This is a genomic window from Novosphingobium sp. AAP1 (assembly GCF_001295765.1).
Classification (GTDB): domain Bacteria; phylum Pseudomonadota; class Alphaproteobacteria; order Sphingomonadales; family Sphingomonadaceae; genus Novosphingobium; species Novosphingobium capsulatum.
Genome location: NZ_LJHO01000027.1, coordinates 1 through 16,179, shown reverse-complemented (window position 1 = coordinate 16,179; position 16,179 = coordinate 1). Strand labels below are relative to the sequence as shown.

15 protein-coding genes and 3 pseudogenes are annotated in these 16,179 nt (G+C 63.2%); 11 read left to right on the top strand and 7 right to left on the bottom strand.

Annotation, left to right across the window (positions count from 1 at the left end):
• From IP65_RS21135 to traA, 4 genes and pseudogenes are all read right to left on the bottom strand, one after another.
• A pseudogene (locus IP65_RS21135) lies at positions 1-774 on the bottom strand (IS5 family transposase); the annotation flags it as partial.
• A 94-nt stretch (positions 775-868) separates the two neighbouring features.
• Positions 869-1,931: pseudogene (locus IP65_RS21130) on the bottom strand (IS630 family transposase).
• Positions 1,932-2,053: 122 nt separating this feature from the next.
• Positions 2,054-2,821 (bottom strand): DUF6118 family protein, encoded by a 768-nt coding sequence (locus IP65_RS20215; protein WP_054132844.1) that lies wholly within the window; start codon positions 2,819-2,821, stop codon positions 2,054-2,056.
• Positions 2,818-5,790, bottom strand: a complete 2,973-nt coding sequence (gene traA, locus IP65_RS20210) for a Ti-type conjugative transfer relaxase TraA (RefSeq protein WP_054132843.1) — start codon at positions 5,788-5,790, stop codon at positions 2,818-2,820. Before traA ends, IP65_RS20215 begins: the two co-directional genes overlap by 4 nt.
• A gap of 182 nt (positions 5,791-5,972) precedes the next feature.
• Here traA and IP65_RS20205 point away from each other — a divergent pair, with 182 nt between their 5' ends.
• The 5 genes from IP65_RS20205 to IP65_RS20185 all read left to right on the top strand — a co-directional run bounded on the left by IP65_RS20205 (position 5,973) and on the right by IP65_RS20185 (position 8,291).
• The gene (locus tag IP65_RS20205) at positions 5,973-6,305 is read left to right on the top strand and encodes a conjugal transfer protein TraD (RefSeq protein WP_054132842.1); all 333 of its coding nucleotides are present in this window, start codon (positions 5,973-5,975) and stop codon (positions 6,303-6,305) included.
• 16 nt (positions 6,306-6,321) lie between these two features.
• Positions 6,322-6,549 carry a conjugal transfer protein TraD gene (locus IP65_RS20200; RefSeq protein ID WP_054132841.1) on the top strand — a complete coding sequence of 76 codons (228 nt, stop codon included), beginning with the start codon at positions 6,322-6,324 and terminating at the stop codon, positions 6,547-6,549.
• A gap of 91 nt (positions 6,550-6,640) precedes the next feature.
• Positions 6,641-6,814, top strand: coding sequence for a hypothetical protein (locus tag IP65_RS21835; protein WP_197279307.1), 174 nt, complete (start codon positions 6,641-6,643; stop codon positions 6,812-6,814).
• 402 nt (positions 6,815-7,216) lie between these two features.
• Complete coding sequence (locus tag IP65_RS20190; protein ID WP_054132839.1) at positions 7,217-7,801, top strand: hypothetical protein; 585 nt, start codon at positions 7,217-7,219, stop codon at positions 7,799-7,801.
• Positions 7,802-8,081: 280 nt separating this feature from the next.
• Positions 8,082-8,291 carry an AlpA family transcriptional regulator gene (locus tag IP65_RS20185; RefSeq protein WP_054132838.1) on the top strand — a complete coding sequence of 70 codons (210 nt, stop codon included), beginning with the start codon at positions 8,082-8,084 and terminating at the stop codon, positions 8,289-8,291.
• Positions 8,292-8,345: 54 nt separating this feature from the next.
• Here IP65_RS20185 and IP65_RS20180 read toward each other — a convergent pair whose 3' ends face one another.
• Positions 8,346-8,621 (bottom strand): sigma factor-like helix-turn-helix DNA-binding protein, encoded by a 276-nt coding sequence (locus tag IP65_RS20180; protein WP_054132837.1) that lies wholly within the window; start codon positions 8,619-8,621, stop codon positions 8,346-8,348.
• Positions 8,618-9,514, bottom strand: a complete 897-nt coding sequence (locus IP65_RS20175; RefSeq protein WP_054132846.1) for an ArdC family protein — start codon at positions 9,512-9,514, stop codon at positions 8,618-8,620. The genes IP65_RS20180 and IP65_RS20175 overlap by 4 nt, the downstream gene beginning before the upstream one ends.
• Before the next feature lie 574 nt (positions 9,515-10,088).
• On the opposite strand from IP65_RS20175, the gene IP65_RS20170 reads away from it, so the two are divergent.
• The 3 genes from IP65_RS20170 to IP65_RS20160 all read left to right on the top strand — a co-directional run bounded on the left by IP65_RS20170 (position 10,089) and on the right by IP65_RS20160 (position 12,622).
• Positions 10,089-10,298, top strand: a complete 210-nt coding sequence (locus tag IP65_RS20170) for an AlpA family transcriptional regulator (RefSeq protein WP_054132836.1) — start codon at positions 10,089-10,091, stop codon at positions 10,296-10,298.
• Positions 10,299-10,515: 217 nt separating this feature from the next.
• On the top strand, positions 10,516-11,424 hold the full coding sequence (locus tag IP65_RS20165) for a site-specific integrase (RefSeq protein WP_054132835.1): 909 nt from the start codon (positions 10,516-10,518) through the stop codon (positions 11,422-11,424).
• 4 nt (positions 11,425-11,428) lie between these two features.
• Positions 11,429-12,622, top strand: a complete 1,194-nt coding sequence (locus IP65_RS20160; RefSeq protein ID WP_054132834.1) for an IS91 family transposase — start codon at positions 11,429-11,431, stop codon at positions 12,620-12,622.
• 455 nt (positions 12,623-13,077) lie between these two features.
• Here IP65_RS20160 and IP65_RS20155 read toward each other — a convergent pair whose 3' ends face one another.
• Entirely contained in the window at positions 13,078-13,875 is a 798-nt protein-coding gene (locus IP65_RS20155; RefSeq protein ID WP_054132833.1) for a hypothetical protein, read from the bottom strand.
• Positions 13,876-13,988: 113 nt separating this feature from the next.
• On the opposite strand from IP65_RS20155, the pseudogene IP65_RS21125 reads away from it, so the two are divergent.
• From IP65_RS21125 to IP65_RS20140, 3 genes and pseudogenes are all read left to right on the top strand, one after another.
• Positions 13,989-14,746, top strand: a pseudogene (locus IP65_RS21125) (IS5 family transposase).
• A gap of 284 nt (positions 14,747-15,030) precedes the next feature.
• Complete coding sequence (locus tag IP65_RS20145; protein WP_197279306.1) at positions 15,031-15,375, top strand: hypothetical protein; 345 nt, start codon at positions 15,031-15,033, stop codon at positions 15,373-15,375.
• Positions 15,376-15,674: 299 nt separating this feature from the next.
• On the top strand, positions 15,675-16,179 hold a 505-nt coding region (locus IP65_RS20140; RefSeq protein ID WP_197279305.1), incomplete at its 3' end, for a hypothetical protein.

Genomic DNA, 16,179 nt, shown 5'->3' with positions numbered 1-16,179 from the left:
CCATGCGGTTGAAGAAGCGATGGTGGTTTCCCAATTCTTGGCCAGGCCGCAGCAGCGGCAGCGCCATGCAAAGGTCCGCTCGACCAAACACCGGCGGGGCAGGATAGCAAAGCCTTTGCGCGTCAGAGCGCTTGATGATCTGGATGGGTCAGTCGCCCATGGGCTCCAGCACCGTCTTCAGCTTGTCCCCGGCGCATCACCACCACGACACGTTCGATGACGGGAAGCGACCAAGCACCGCCTTAAGCACACCGACAGCCCCGTCACGATCCTGAATATCAGCCGTTTGGACCAGAACGGAAATCGGGAATCCAGAGGTGTCGGTGAGGATGTGAAGCTTGCAGCCGTTGATTTTTTACCTGCATCATAGCCGCTATATCCCTCGGAATCGGTGGTTTTGACACTCTGACTGTCGATCACCCCCGCGCTGCGCGATGGCTCGCGGCCACCGGTCTCGAGCAGGCTCATGACCAACAGCGTGTTGATGGTCTCGAACAGACCGGCGTTGCGCCAGTCGTAAAAACACCGCCCGACCGTCGACACTGGCGCGTAGCATTTGGGCAGCAATCGCCATACGGAACCGGCTGACGCCAGATACGCCAGATAGACCAACGCATTGACCACCTGGCGCATGTCCGTCGTGCGGCGGCGACCGCCCGTCCTGGCCGGCGGGATAAAGGGCGCCAGCAAATCCCATTCCCGATCCTTCATGTCGGATGAATAACGCAGCCCTTTCCGGCTATGGTCTTCTCCAGCCGTATCAGTCCATGCCATTATCCAGGCCATCTCTTCGCAAAGAAACTGAATTATAAAATGATGGTATTGCTTAGCAAATTTCGGATCGAGGTCTCATACCAACCTGCATTGATCATGACCCACGCGCCCATTTCCGGCGACCGATTGTCATGATGCGCCATGGCTGATCGATGAGCTTGTTCCACGCCTCGCAGCAGTGGTCGATGATGTTGTCGTAGGATGTGAAGACCCGGTTCGACAGCCAGTTGTCGCGCATGAACTGCCAGAAGTTTCGACCGGGTTGAGCTCGGGGCACTTGGCGGGCAGCGCGACGATGCTGATGTTGGCGGGCACCTCGAGCTTGCCGGTCGTGTGCCATCCGGCCTGATCCATCAGGACGACTGCATGGGCGTCCGGTGCGACGGCGAGCGAGATCTCGGAAAGGTGCAGCGCCATGGTTTCGGTATTGCAGAATGGCAGGACGAGCCCGGCACCCTTGCCGTGTTCGGGGCAGATCGCGCCGAAGATGTAGGCCGATTTCGTCCGCTGGTCCTTCGGTGCCGATGGCCGTGTCCCGCGTCGTGCCCAGCGCCGCGTAATCTTGTTCTTCTGCCCGACGCGGGCTTCATCCTGGAACCAGATTTCTACTGGCGTTCCTCTCGGGAGGCTTGCTCGGACCTTTGCCAACTCGGCAGCGAAGCCCCCCTTTTGAAGGCTTCCATCGCATGCTCGTTCTGGGCATGATGACGAGGACGAGCGGTCAGCTTCACGTAGCCCAGCTTCTTCAATTCGCGGCTGATGTTGGTCTCGTCGAGCGAGACGGCAAATTCGTCATAAAGCCACTGGGCCAGGTCGATCAGCCGCCAGCGCACCACCCCGTGGATCGCCGGGATCGGACCGCTTTCCACAACATCGACCAGTGCCCGACGCTGCGCATAGTTCAACCGCGAACGGCGGCCGGGCGCCTTGCCATCCAGAAGTCCATCGGGACCACGGGCATTGAACCTGATCACCCAGTCCCGCACGATCTGAAGCCCGACGCTGCCGATCCGGGCCGCTGCGCCCCGGCTGCCGCCGTCGTAAATCTCGGCCAAACCCAACAGCCGACGCGCCTGGTTCGCGCTTTTCGTCGTTCGCGACAATCGCCGCAGGGCCGCCCCGTCAAAATCCTCCCGCAAACTGATCGCTGAACCCATGGCACCGCACTCCTATGCCGCCACATAGATTCAGATTTTCGCTGCCTTGGAAATCCCCCGTGAGTCAGACACCGCGCAGGTTGGTATCAGTCGGACCCTATCAAATTTCAGCCATGATTAGGCTAAGGAAGCCACGAAGTGTGCTCCGTCACCGGGTATAGCCGACCTTGGGCTGGCTTATGGGGATCGCCTACCGAGATCGAACAAATCACGCCCTTACCGACCTTCGCCGCACGCTTCTTGCAATTCTCCAACGCTTTGGCATTGCTCGCCCAAATGCTGGCGGCTTCCCGCAAGGCCTCCCACCGCTGCGGATCGGACACCTGCAACATCCGCTCCCCAGCTGCCCAGCCATCACGCTGGAGAAGGCTGGCCGCACGCTCCTCTGGCCAGTGCCAGCTTTCCGGCGCCGCCCTGTCTACGAAGTCCGGAACAATCCAGCCCAGCAAGAAGCCGGCGACCACACCGACCGCCGCCGCGATACCCAGCCAGCGCAGTTGCTGAAACATCCTCAGGATGGATTGCACGATGTCGTTGATCGTGAGGACGGTGCGATCCAGGTCAATCCGCGCTGCGCCGAAGTGCTGTCGTTCAACCTCACTGGCCTTGGCCGTCGCGTGATGGATCTGGCCAGCAATGGCCTCTGGCGTCAGCTGAAGCGCGGGACTGCTGGCCAGCGTCTCGATCGCGGCTGCCGCGTCCTCCTGGCAGGTATGGATGCGGGCCAGGTCTTCGGTGTAGTCCCGGCTGTGCAGTTCCTGCTGCCGGGCCGCAAAGCCTTCGACAGCGGCGATGAGGACGGCAAGCTTGTGGGTCATGATCTCGAACGCCACTTCCGGGCGGTCGAGGTCTGACTCGGTGCTTGCGCGAGGGGCGGCAGCGTCGCTCACAGCCCCAACCCCCGGTCGCGCCCACGCTCGAGCGAGTGGGTCAGTTGCTGGGCGATGGACCTGGTCCTGGCGGCCTCGGTGATGTCATGGCCACTGACGCCCGGCGACCATTCCCGCGACCACTGTTTGCCAATCAGCTGGGTTCCGCGCTTGCTGAGTGCATTGCCCAGTTCGTGGTCCTTCTCCAGGCCCTTGGCCATGGCGCGCATCTGGCTCTCTACGTGCTGGCGTGCCTCACGGTTGCTGGAGCCGCTGAGACTGTTACGCTGGGCCTGCAACTGCTGCCAGGACTGGACGAAGCGATCGGCGCGCAGTTCGGGATTGGCGCGGATTTCGGCTTCGAGCTTCATGGCGCGGATGGCATTGGCGGTGCGGCCGGTGGTGACCTCGGCCATGAGGCCAGGGTTGCGCTGGAACGCGGTGCCGAGATCGAGCGCGCTGCCGCCAGGCAGCGCATCGAGCGCCTGGGCCGCACGGGCCTGCGCGGCCTTCTGGTATTCGAGCGCGGGGAGTTGCTGTCCGGTCATGCGTTCGATCTCCGCCGTAGCGCGGGCATAGCGCTCGACCGCCTGGTCGAGGCTGGGCCTGGTTCCGATCTGCTGCGCTGCTGCCAGGCCCGGCTTGGTGTGGTCGTGGGTTGCCTGCTGGTCCTGGGCAGGCGGCCTGGCAAAGCTGGGCACACTGAGGCGCAACCCGGCAAAGCGGCCCTGCTTACGTTCGGTTTGTTCTGCACTGGCTGGTGGCTGTAGGGCGGGCTCGGCTTTGTGGTCCGGGTGGTTGCCGGTGTAATCGCGCACCATGTCCTTGGACCGGTCACGCGACATGCGCTGGGCCAGCCGCTCTCGGTCGGTAAAGTCAGCCTTGGCGTAATGCAGCTCGACATGATCACGATGCCGCGAAAGCGCGACATAGGCACCATGGCGATCGAGCCCAGGCGTGGCCAGAACATGGACGCGATCGAGCGTGGCCCCTTGCGACTTGTGTACCGTGGCGGCGTAGCCATGGGTGAGGTCGGCATATACCTTGTGGTCGAAAGCCACGGTGCGCCCATCGTCGAGCCGCACGGCCATGCCGGTGCGATCAACCCGCTCGATGGTGCCCAACATGCCATTCTTCACACCCAGTTCGCGTTCGTTGCGCAGGAACATGATGCGGTCCTGGTCGGCAAACAAGCGCTGGCCACGGGTGGTCTCGACTGCGACATCGGCACCCAGCGTGCCATGATCGCGCAGGCGATCCCGGGCCTGCGCATTCAGTTCATCGCATTCTGCATTGGTGTGGGTGAGAATAAGCCGGCTGGCCTCGGGATGAGCCTGCCGATCGGCATCCCAGCGCTCGATCAAGGCATCGCGCGCCGATTCGCGGGTGCGTGATTCGACCACCAGACCGGCCGCGTGATAAGCCTCGATGGCTTCGCCAGTTCGGCCTGTAGCCAAGTGCCGCGTGGCGTCGCGCTGCCATTCCTCGGCCTGCCGGCGCACCTCGGTGATTTCGACGGCACCATGCCGCTCGGCCATGCTGCGAAAGGCGGCGCCCGCTTCGATCGCCTGGAGCTGCTGCGGATCACCAACTAGCACGACCTTGGCGCCCTGACGCTCGGCTTCACTGATCACGCGTTCCATCTGGCGCGTGCCGATCATACCGGCTTCGTCGATCACCAGGATAGAATTGGGCCTCAGCGTCTCGCGTCCCTGCGCCCACTGGTGCTCGAGACTGGCAATGGTGCGCGAGGCAATGCCCGAGCCGTTTTCCAGGTTCTCGGCAGCGATGCCGGACAGGGCAATGCCGCGCACCTCGTAGCCGGCTTTCTCCCACGCCTCGCGCGCCACGCCGAGCATCGCGCTCTTGCCGGTACCGGCATAGCCGATCACGCTGGCAATGCCCCCACGCCTGGTGACATGCTCGAGCGCATGGTGCTGCTCGACCGACAGCACCAGGCCACGGGCTTCGGCGCGGTCCAGCGCGGCGGCCAGATGGCGGTCAGGGACGGCGTGATGCCACTGCGCGTCGAGCCTGGCCGTGGCCTGCTCCAGCCGCTGTTCGGTCTCGAGCATGGCGCGCGAGGTGAAGCGCTCCTCGCCGCGTCCGTCTGGTCCCAGTCGGACCAGATCGGGCGAACCCCGCACTGCCGCCAGCACGGCGTCGAACTGGTCCTTCCCTTCGCTGTGCCGGTGCACGAACGTGGCAAGGTCGCGGGCAGTGAACGTGGCCTGTTGGTGGGTGATGGCATCGAGCGCGATGCCGGGGTTTTCGAGGATCTTCTCGCCATTGCTCCTCGCGATGGCAAAATGCTCTTCCAGCCGCTCGCGGACCAGGCCTTCCTGGGCCATGCGTGCCGCGGCCGGGCCGATCTTGTTCTGCGGCTCGAGATCGATGCCCTGAGCCTCCAGGCTGCGGTGATCGATCCGCGCGTCGATATCGAGCTGCGCAAGCCGCGCATTGACGTGCTCGGCCCAGGCTTCGCGCCAGTGGGTCAGCAGTTCGGTCTTATTCCACTCGCGCACCTTGGCGCCGAACCCATCCGCTCCAACTTCGCGCATGCCCAGCATCACATGAGCATGCGGCTTGGCGAGGCCGTCGGGCCCGACATCCCAATGCACATTGAGATCGGCGACCATGCCCCGGTCGACGAATTCCTTCTGCACAAAGTCCCGCGCCAATTGGATGCCATCGCCCTGGCTCATCTCACGCGGAATGGCGAACTCGATCTCGCGGGCCAGCTGCGCGTCCTTGCGCACTTCGACGGCTTCGACGTCGTTCCACAGCGTCGCCCGGTCGCGCCATTCTTCCGGCGCGCCTTCGGGCAGCATGACTTCGCTGTGCACGACACCGGTCTTGTTGGAGAAATCGTGGTGTCGGTCGAGCCGCTGATCATAGAGCCGATCGGCCGAGCGATAGGCAGCGGCGGCCACGGCGCTCGAGCCGGCACCGCGCGAAACAACTTTGGCCGAGAAGTGGTAGATCGCCATGGCGACACACCAGATACGCCTAAAAGCGCACGTCGGCACGACGTATAAGCGCGCCCTCAAAAGATTTCATCATTCTCGGGACGGCAGAATCCCATGAGGTTTCATGGAATTGGCATTGATCGTCAAGGCCGATAACTGGGAGGCCTCACGGCGCAACAGATCGCCGTCACAGGACACCAGACATGCGCAAGCCCCGCAACTATGACGAGGACCTCAAGGCGCTTACCGCCAAGGCCAAGCAACTCAAGGCACGCAAGCAGAGCCAGTTGGGCGAACTGGTCGAGGCGACTGGCGCCGACGCACTGACCATCGAGGAACTGGCCGGCGCGCTGCTATCGATGGCCGCCATCACCGATCCAACCCGACGGGAGGGATGGCGCAAACGCGGCGCCGCGTTCTTTTCTGGCGAGCGGACCGAACAGGCGACTGGCCGAGGCACTGGCGACAACGCGCAATCAGCAGCGCCGCACGACCAGCGCCCGCCATCGCCTGGCCCTGCAACAGGCGCGGCATGACACAAGAGCCTGGCAGGTGAAGCGCCGAGAGCGCACGCGGCAGCTGATCGAGCTGGGCGGGCTGATTGCCAAGGCCGGCATCGTCGAACTGACCGACGATGATCGCGCCGTCATCCTCGGTCTGCTGGTCGAGGCGGCGGCCAAGCTGCGTTCTGACGAGACCGGCAACCAGTTCACGCTGTGGCGGCGACGGGGGCAGCGGGCATTTGCGGACGATGAGGATCGCGCACAAGTGAACGGTTGATCGTCAACCAAGTGCCCCCGTGCCAGAAGAAGCTGAGGAGACGCCGCGCGGGCAGTTGCCGCACCGTCACTTCATCCCCATAGGCATGGGCATGGACGACACCACTTCCGCCATCGTCCTCACCGTCATCGGGCGCGCGCAGCAATGGATCCGGCACGACCTGGACGCCAAAGACGACGCCATCCGCGCCCGTGCCGAAGAAACGCTCGCGGCGATGATTGCCAATGCGCTGCGCGATGGAGCCGGCGAGACGCGCGAGGCTTAAGGCCGCTTATCCGCCGGAGCTTTTGCGATGTGCGGACGCGGCGGGGTCGGCTGGCCGAGAGCATGCGGGGATCCTCGGCCGACGCTGACGGTGCAGCCCCGCTTTTCCATAATTCACGCAAAAACTTGGCGCGCGGATTCTCGTCTGGTATCGTGAGACCGCGCTGCGCAAAAGGCGGCGCCGGGACTGGTAATCCCGTCAGTAAAGCCAACTCGGAAAACGCGGTTTTCCGGGGTGTCGTCGTGTATGTCCAGACCTTCGGGTTAAAGACGGCGGCGCATGTTACTGACATGTTACCAGCTCCGGCGGCTCCCGCGCGCAAGCGTGCGGGAGCTCGGGGTCAGTCCGCGTGATGACCTGAGGCCTTCCGCTCCCCGCTTCTGACGCGGACCGGAGGTACATATGGACACGATCGTTCCTGCTACTTCATCCCACGTTGGCGCCCCCGCGCTGGGCGCTGCCATCATCACTTTGCCGAACGAGAATTCTGAGCTTGGCGCGCTATGGCGGCGCTACGATGCGCGGCCCGTCCGGCTCCTGCGCACGCGCGAAGGCCGCGCACTCAGCCTGGATCGCTACCAGCGTGCAGGCGAGTTCATGGGATCGCTGACCTCTCCCATGGCCGATGACACTTCCTATCTGTTCTACTCCGCCGGCATCGTCGCGCAGCTGGCGATGTCGTCGCACCTGCTCGACGTGGGTTTCCCCGACGCGTGGTGCGCAAAGTACATCGGCCTCCATGTCGATCGTTCCCTGGCCTACGCCAATGCCACTGGCTTCGGTTGCGAGGAGACGGAAACCGAGCGGCTGATGGACGTGCTCTCGCCCTACTGGAAATGGAACGACCTTAGCCGCGCCCACGGCATCAAGCCTGACACGGGAGGCTTTGCCGCCGGGGAGGTTCGCGACATCATTGTAGCGCTGTTGGACCACGTCGCGGAAGTGACCGGGCACGGCAGACGCAAGCAGCGCCGGGCACCGTCCTGATCGGTCTCGCCGCGCAAGACTGATTCGCGCGGTGAGACCGATTGGGGGCGGTAGACTGCGTGACACCGCTGAACTTCGCGGTTTGTCCGCCGCGCAGCCCCTGCGCGCAAAATTTTTTGGTGTTCGTGCGAGGTCGTACCGGTACGCACGGGTGTACCGGGCAGCGTGCTCGCGGCAGATGCCACATTCCCTGAATTCTCAGGTTCTTGCGCTTTTCCCGCAACGCCCCAATTCTACTCGTGGCCGGCCAGTCCAACCCATCAAACAGGAAGGATGTGCCATGAATTCTACCTCTCCCAATTCCTTCGTGCGTCTGCCCCAGGTGCTCAAGGAAACCGGGCTCTCGCGCGCGACGCTCTATCGCAAGGTTCAGAACGGGACCTTTCCCAAGCAGTCGCGCATCGCCACGCGCTGCGTGGGCTGGCGCCGCAGCGCGCTCGACCAATGGTTGCAGAACCCCATGTTCTACTCCGTTGACGACTTCACCTGATGCGACCCACACAACGGTGCCGCCCAATGGCTAGCCATCGGGCGGCCTGAATTTTCACCACGGCCACCAGCGCTGCCACCAGTGCCCATAGACCGCACGGGTCAGCGTGGAGAGGGCCTTTGCCAGTTCGGCCTGCACCGCCTCGACACTGATGCCATGGCGCTGGGCCAGCTCGGCATAGCTGGCGCCCTCGAAGCGCACGGCCGCAAAGATCGCCCGCTGCCGCTTGGTCATGCGGCGCAGACCACGCTCGCCCCGACGCCAGAATGTGCGCGGCGAGATCGCCGGCAGGACGGGCGTGCCCCATTCGGGCGGGAGAGGCGAGCTCATGGCCGGTCCTCCCCACAGGCTAGCAGCAAGTCCGCCGCCTTGCTCGCCGCACTGGCGGCGCGGAAGATCGCCTTCTCGTCGGCACGCAGCACTTCGAGCCAAGCCCCAATGTAATCGGAATGCCGCACGGTCGGGACAATGCCCAGCGCGGCACAGGCAAAGGCACTGGCCATTTCCGCAACAAGTTCCTCTTTTCCGTAGGACGCAGAACCGAACTTGCCGGTCTGGTCCCGGTCCAGCCGGCTCTTGTGGCCTGTCGCGTGACCCAGTTCGTGGAGGGCCGTGCGGAACCAGTTGATCGGCTCGGGGAAGGCAGCCTGGGGCGGCACCTGCACCACGTCATGGCTGGGCGAATAGAACGCTTCCCCGCCCCCGATGCGGAAGGTCACCCCACTGCCCTGGATCACGCGATCGGCGCCGGCAATGGCCAGCTCGGGTGCAATCGACGCCACTGGAGCAATCATATCTTCGGGCAGGCCCTCGCACTGGTCGAGGCTGAACACGGTAAAGCGCTTGAGAAAGGCCACGGTGCGCGCTTCGCGGTCTTCGTCCCGGGCCTTGGCGGCTTCCTCGCGCGGGGTGAAGCGATCGGCATAGCAGACCACCGTGCCCTTCTCGCCGCGCCGGACTTGGCCCCCGGCTGCTTCGGCCTGGCGATAGGTCAGCCAGCGCTGCGACGAAAAGCCCTGCTCGATGGCAGAGGTCCAGAGAATGAGAACATTGATCCCCGAATAAGTCCGGCCTGAACCGGCATTGTGGGGCAGCATGCAGGGACAGCGGCTGGCATCCCATGGCTGCACCCAGGGCAGGCGTCCGGCTTCGAGTTCGGCAATGATGCGGGAGGTCACCTCGGCATAGAGGGACTGGCGTTCAGTTGTGCTCACGGTGCTCATGATCTTCAAGCTCCTTAAACCGCCATGGCCCGGCGCCGGGGTGGCGGGGGGCGGCAGGAGCGGACCGACAGCCCCGCGTCAGGCGGCGGGGTGCACCGAAGGGCGCAACAACGTGGAGCACCCGGACCCGCGCAGCGGGCCGGGTTGCACCCCGTCGCGGCGGGGCTACAGGGCCGTGACGCCCCCCGTCACCCTGGAGCCGAGGCAAACGCCGCCGCGCACCCAAAGCGCGGCGACAACTGGAGGGGAGCCAGAGGCGGACCGACAGGACCGGACAGCATGGCCGGGCCAGGTGTCAGCGATCGTACCGGCCATGCCGACGAGAATGCGGAGCCGGCTCGACTGGAGCTCAGCAGAAGGAGAGCGCGGTCAGGCCGAGACGGCCTGAGACACAATCTGCACGACCATCAAAATTTCTTTTTCGCATCCTTGGGTAAGATCGGACACCCTGGGGTCAAATGGCGTAAAATCGGCGCATTGGCACCGTTTTCGGCACTCTTGGCGCCGGCCGCAGACCGGCAAATCTCACAACAAAGGAGCAAGAGAACCAACCACAGCACAGCAAGACCACGCCATGACCGAACAACCCCCGGACCGCATTCTGCGCCTCAACGCCGTACTCGATCGCACCGGCCTGACCCGCGCCACCCTCTATCGGAAGATCCAGGCGGGCACGTTCCCCAAGCAGGTGCGCATCGCTACGCGCTGCACTGGCTGGCGTGAATCCGCCATCCGCGAATGGATGCGCAATCCCATGTTCTATCGGGTCGACGAGGCCAGGTAGCGGTGCATTCCCAATGCCGCCTTCAACACCGGCGCGCGGCGATGATCTGCCAAAAGTCGGCCCATCAGGAATGCCAGGGATGGCGGACGAGTACGAACCCGCTGGCGCGGGAATGGTGCTTGTGGCGAGGTTGCGCTGCCCCTCGGGCTGATTTCTTCGGTTGAGCCCCGCTGACGAGAGGCAGATTTTCGCGGCTCCTTCCACAAGGAGTCGATCGATGACCAATACCACAATGCCAGCCCCTGCCACCACGCTGCGGGAGCGTATGATTGAAGACATGAATCTGCATCGGCTGTGCCGCACCACGCAGCACGGCTATTTGCGGGATATCACGCGGTTTGCGATCTGGCTGGGACGCCCACCCGACACCGCCACTGAGGAGGACCTACGCCGCTACCAGATCGAGCAGACCGAGACGGGGTTTGGCGCGCCGGCGATGAACATGGCGGTTTCGGCGCTTCGGTTTTTCTTCATCCGCACGCTCGATCGGCCTGACGTAATCCGCAGACTCCATCGGGTGAAGCATCCGCGTGGTTTGCCAACCGTGCTCAGCCGCGATGAAGTGAGCCGGATGCTCGATGCGACGACGAGTATCAAGCATCAGGCGATCCTGTCGGTGGCTTACGGGGCTGGCCTTCGCGCCGCAGAAGTGACCCATCTGCGGGTGCGCGACATCGACAGCGAGCGGATGCTGCTGCGGGTCGAGTGCGGCAAAGGTGGCCACAGTCGCAATGCCATGCTTGCCCAAGACCTGCTGCTTCTCCTGCGCGAATGGTGGAAGATCGGGCGCAAAGAAGGCGTGATGCACCCGGATGGCTGGCTCTTCCCCGGCCAGCACTATCTCAAACCCATCAGCACCCGGCAGGTTCACCGCATCGCCGCCGAAGCTGCCCACACGGCGGGGATTACCAAGCGGGTCGGACCCCATACTTTGCGCCACAGCTTTGCCACCCACCTGTTGGAAGATGGCGTCGATATTCGCGTCATCCAGGCGCTGCTGGGGCATACCCAATTGCAAACCACGACGCTTTACACCCGGGTGGCCATCCGCACGGTCAAGGCGGTGGTCAGCCCACTCGATAGGTTGGCGATGTTCCCGGCGACGCAGGCCGCTCCTCCCGGTTGAACCGGTGCGCGCCTCGCTCGAGGTCGCCGATATCTTCCGTAGCGCCGGGCCCGCCTATCGGGCGGCCCATGCCGGGCATCTGAGCCTCGGCCAGCTCAAGATCATGATGGCCATCGAGAATTGCCGCACCGCCGCGCTGGGCGGTCACGTCGAGGCCTGCGACGACTGCGGGCATTGGCGGATCGCCTACAACTCATGTCGCAACCGGCACTGTCCCAAATGTCAGGGCGCCGCCGCGCGCACCTGGCTGGCCGCGCGCGAGGCCGATCTATTACCGGTCGGCTACTTCCATGTGGTGTTCACCGTACCCGCCGAGATCGCCGACATTGCCTGGCAGAACAAGGCGGTGGTCTATGACCTGCTGTTCCGCGCTGCCGCAGACACGATGCTGACCATCGCCGCCGATCCCAAGCACCTCGGCGCGCGGATTGGCATCACCGCTGTATTGCACACGTGGGGATCGGCGCTGACGCATCATCCGCATGTGCACATGATCGTGCCCGGCGGCGGCATCACGCTCGATGGCACTCGCTGGATCTCGTCACGCCCCGCATTCCTGCTGCCGGTGCGCGTGCTGGGGACCTTGGTCCGCCGGCTGTTCCTCACGCGCCTCTTAGCGTTGTTCGATGCGGGAAGGCTCGGCTTCTTCGGCACTTTGGTGGGTCTGGCCGCGCGTAAGGCCTTCCTGCAGTTTCTGTCGCCGATCCGGAAAAAGCGCTGGGTGGTCTATGCCAAGCCTCCTTTTGCGGGGCCGCAGGCGGTGCTGGCCTATCTCTCGCGCTACACCCATCGCGTCGCCATCTCGAACCGACGGCTCATCGGCTTCGACGAGACCGGCGTGACGTTCCGGTACAAGGATTATCGCCGCGATGGCGCCGAACGCCAGCAGGTCATGACGCTGGCCACCGACGAGTTCATCCGCCGCTTTCTGATCCACGTCCTGCCGCGCGGCTTCCACCGCATCCGGCATTATGGCCTGCTCGCCAGTTCAACCCACAAGGAGACCATGGCGCTGGCCCGCAGGCTGCTGGGCGTCGCCGCGCCGATCGACGACCCCGAACCCGACGAACCGCCCGACCATCGCCCGCTATGCCCATGCTGCGGTGGGCACATGACCATCATCGAAACGTTCGCTCGCTGGTGCCAACCGCGTGCACCACCATCATCGCCATCGCTCGCCCGGGAGAACAGGCCATGATCCGGAATGGCTCACTCTGTAGCACGGCCGCGATCGCTGCATCCCGGCCAATGGGAATGCGCGCGCCAACGCCGCCAGCACATTCGAAATTGGGCCTATTACCGGCACGATCAGCGACACTTCCAGCCATATGGCCACCCGAATTCTTTGCTACTCCGCCCATCACAAGCTGGCCGGCAGGCAGGCTTCAGCCACCCCAATCCACACCAAAGCCCTTTTGCCCATAGACCTGTGCGAGCCCCACCGCGGGTCGTACCTGTCCGGGTTTAGTACGCCTCACGGCGCCCGAAACCCTTCGACGATCCGGAAGGGCGGCTTCGCAGACGCGAAAACGGGTTAGCAGACATTGGAATGCCTCGACGTCGGCCTCCGACAACATTGCGGACGTTCCATCGTATGGACAGCATTTTCGATCACTTCCACCCAATCGGTGCGCAACTCCACGAGCGCTAAAGCTATCTGACCCACTCCGCGTTGGCCTCAATCACCTCGACCACAGCCGATGCCTTGACGGCGAGCGCGGAGTCGGTCGCATCGGACAAGGCAAGGGCTTCCATTCGCCGGTAGAGCGCTTCAGAGGTGTAGAATTCAAACAAGCGCGCTCGCTCTGGCTTCTCCCAGAATGGGGTCAGCCAGATTTCGCCGACAAATTCCGGATTCCATTCGCACCAGTCCTGCCAAAGCCGCTCGGCCAACGCGGCATCGTCTTGCGCTTCGACCTGCTCCAGCAAGGAATTGAGCGGCCAACTTGCCAAACTGAACATGCAGATGACGTCGTCAAGATGATCGCCGGCTCCGGCAACTGCCTGAGCCAAGTATGCGCGCTGAAATTTGTCGAGCACGTTCCATTGCGGCTTGGTCCAGTTAGCGGACTTGCCTGTCGGGAAGCGCTTAAGGCTGACTTCGAGACCGACAAAACTCGGCTCATCTCCCACAGCCAGGATTTCGAGGATGCGCGGCAGAAGATAGGACCACACTTGTTGACTGACGCCACCAACAACTGTCGCTGCTGAAAACCATTCACGCACATACTCAAGCGGCAAGTAGTCAATTGGCGTCTCGAAGAATCGGGCTGCTATGCCCTGATCCATACAGCATTGCTCGCAGACTTCGGTGCTTTTGGGTTTGGAGCCAGCAAAGACGCGGTAGGCCTCAGTTACGAGGTCGAAAAGCGGATTGTCCGGGGCCACCTTGGCGCCGATGGAAGATAATGGCTGCGTGGGCATTGCGCCGCATATCACGTCGAACTGCATGTAGGTATGGGGTGCAGGCCTTAGCGAGGTTAGGGTCCAAACCCAATCAGCCTCTTGAAAATTGGCGCTTGCCCTGATTCAGGGAGTCTCCGCTTAGGCAGGAGGCTTTGATAATGTCGCGTTCGTTGTTCTGGCTGTCGGATGAAGCTTGGGCTGCCATCGAGCCGCACTTGCCGAAGAACCAGCCCGGGGCGCGACGTGTCGATGATCGTAGGGTGATTTCCGGCATCATTCACATGCTCAAATGCGGCGGTCGATGGGCGGATTGCCCCGCCGAATATGGACCATCGACAACAGTCTACAATCGCTGGAACAGGTGGAGCCGTCGGGGCATCTGGACGCGCATCCTGGCGGCGCTGACAGAGGAAGGCTGGATTGCCGAAACCGGTCAGATTGACAGCAGCTACATCAAGGCCCACCGCAGCGCTGGTGGGGCAAAGGGGGGGCGCGAGCCAATGCCATTGGGATCTCGCGTGGCGGCCGGACAACGAAGATCCACGCCCTTGCCGATGTCCTCGGGCGACCACTCCGCCTTGTCCTGACGCCCGGCAATACATCTGACGTGAAGGGCGCAGACCTGCTGATCGGCGAAACTATCGGCATGAAGCGAGTGATTGCCGACCGTGGCTACGACGCGAACCGCATCAGGGCCGCCTTGCGCGAACAAGGCACGATCCCGGTGATCCCGGGACGGCGCAACCGCAAACGCCCGATCCAGTATGACGAGCGCCGGTACAAGGATCGCTGGCGGGTCGAGGCCATGTTCTGCCGTCTCAAGGACTTCCGCCGCATCGCCACCCGCTACGACAAGCTCGCCAGGAACTTCCTCTCAGCCGTATGTCTCGCTGCCGCCGTGGCCTTCTGGCTCTGAACGAGTCTGGACCCTAGGATTGCATCACGATGGCAGCTAGCCGCCAACGCCGGTCGCCCTCTACCCCCACATCGGTGTCCGCTTCCCCTCCAATTTCAGACCACCATTGCGCCCTTGTCATGCCTTGAAACCGGTCGTTGGTGGCCAATTTTGACTGGCTGAAGCTATGTCCGCTTCGGACGCTGCAGCCACGAGGCCTGAACGTGGGCTATAGCGGCGCGATGCGCAGATGGGCGGCTCGCGCCCACTTGCGCACCATCGCCATATCGATGAAAATAGTCCCGATGGATCGTTCCCCCTTGATACACCGGCAGGGATGGCGCGGAGCGGCAATGGGCACTCTGGTAGCGCTTGCGGCGATCGTGGCTGCGGTTTTGTCAGGGGGAGCAGGTCATGGCTCTTATGTCGCTGCACGCGCGCTCTTCCCGTTTTCCATGCTTCTGACGTTGCTCGAACGGAGCATTGGTCCAATTGAGATCGGCGTGGGCCTGGCTCAGTTTCCGCTGTACGGCACTCTGATTGGCAGCGCGATAGCCACAAACAATTACCGCGCCGTTGGTGTTGCGGCGGCTGCCCACCTCGCTGCCGGTCTCGCCTGCTTTTCGGGAATCCTAAGTGCTTTCGCTTAGCGAACGAATGACCGCTTCCCACCCAACCCAGGCCCATTCATGGGGCCAGCGACATCGATAAACAAACGACCGCTCCCGGCGCGCCAACTCAGCCGCCTGAATGGCCGCTATTGCGGCGATCGTGGCACAATGCGCAGATGGGCGGCTTGCGACCAACTCGCGCCGTTCCGACGAAGCTGCCGGCACGTCCGCTTCCAGCGGAACCGGTCAGCCAGCAGTCCAAGGCTAGACAGAGAGCGTGGTGTAGATAAGCTTCCTGCTACCGAGGCCGACCGGCCGGGGATTCAGGGAGAAGTGGCTTGGCGAAGCCGAAAGTCGATATGACTTGGCTCGAACACATCGAGCTCAAGCCGGATCGCTCACTGGGCAGCGTGGCTGCTATAGTGAAGACGCTACGGAGGGAATTAGTCGAGGCGCTGGACGCACAGGGCTATGCCGCCGTAGACCTTAAACGGTGCGTGTATGTCATCCGCATGAAAGGCGATTTCGTGATTGCTTATCCGTTCGGGCGATCGCCAGTGCTTTACATCGGGCGCGGCTCCGCGCTCGGTAGACTGTCCTCGCACCTTCGGCGGTGGCTCCACGAGATCGACGGTTTCGGAAAGGACGTGCGTATCGAAATCCGCGTCTGCCGCACTCGGCGAAAAAATGTCACTGACATGTTCAAGTTTGTTGAGGCCGACCTAATAGACTGGTTCGCGGACAAGTATGGCATTATCCCTTTCTTCAACAGCCGCCGTGAGACAGCCTATGAGGGCTGCGTAGATTACACGGACACTGACGCGGCGCAGATGAAGGCGGCAC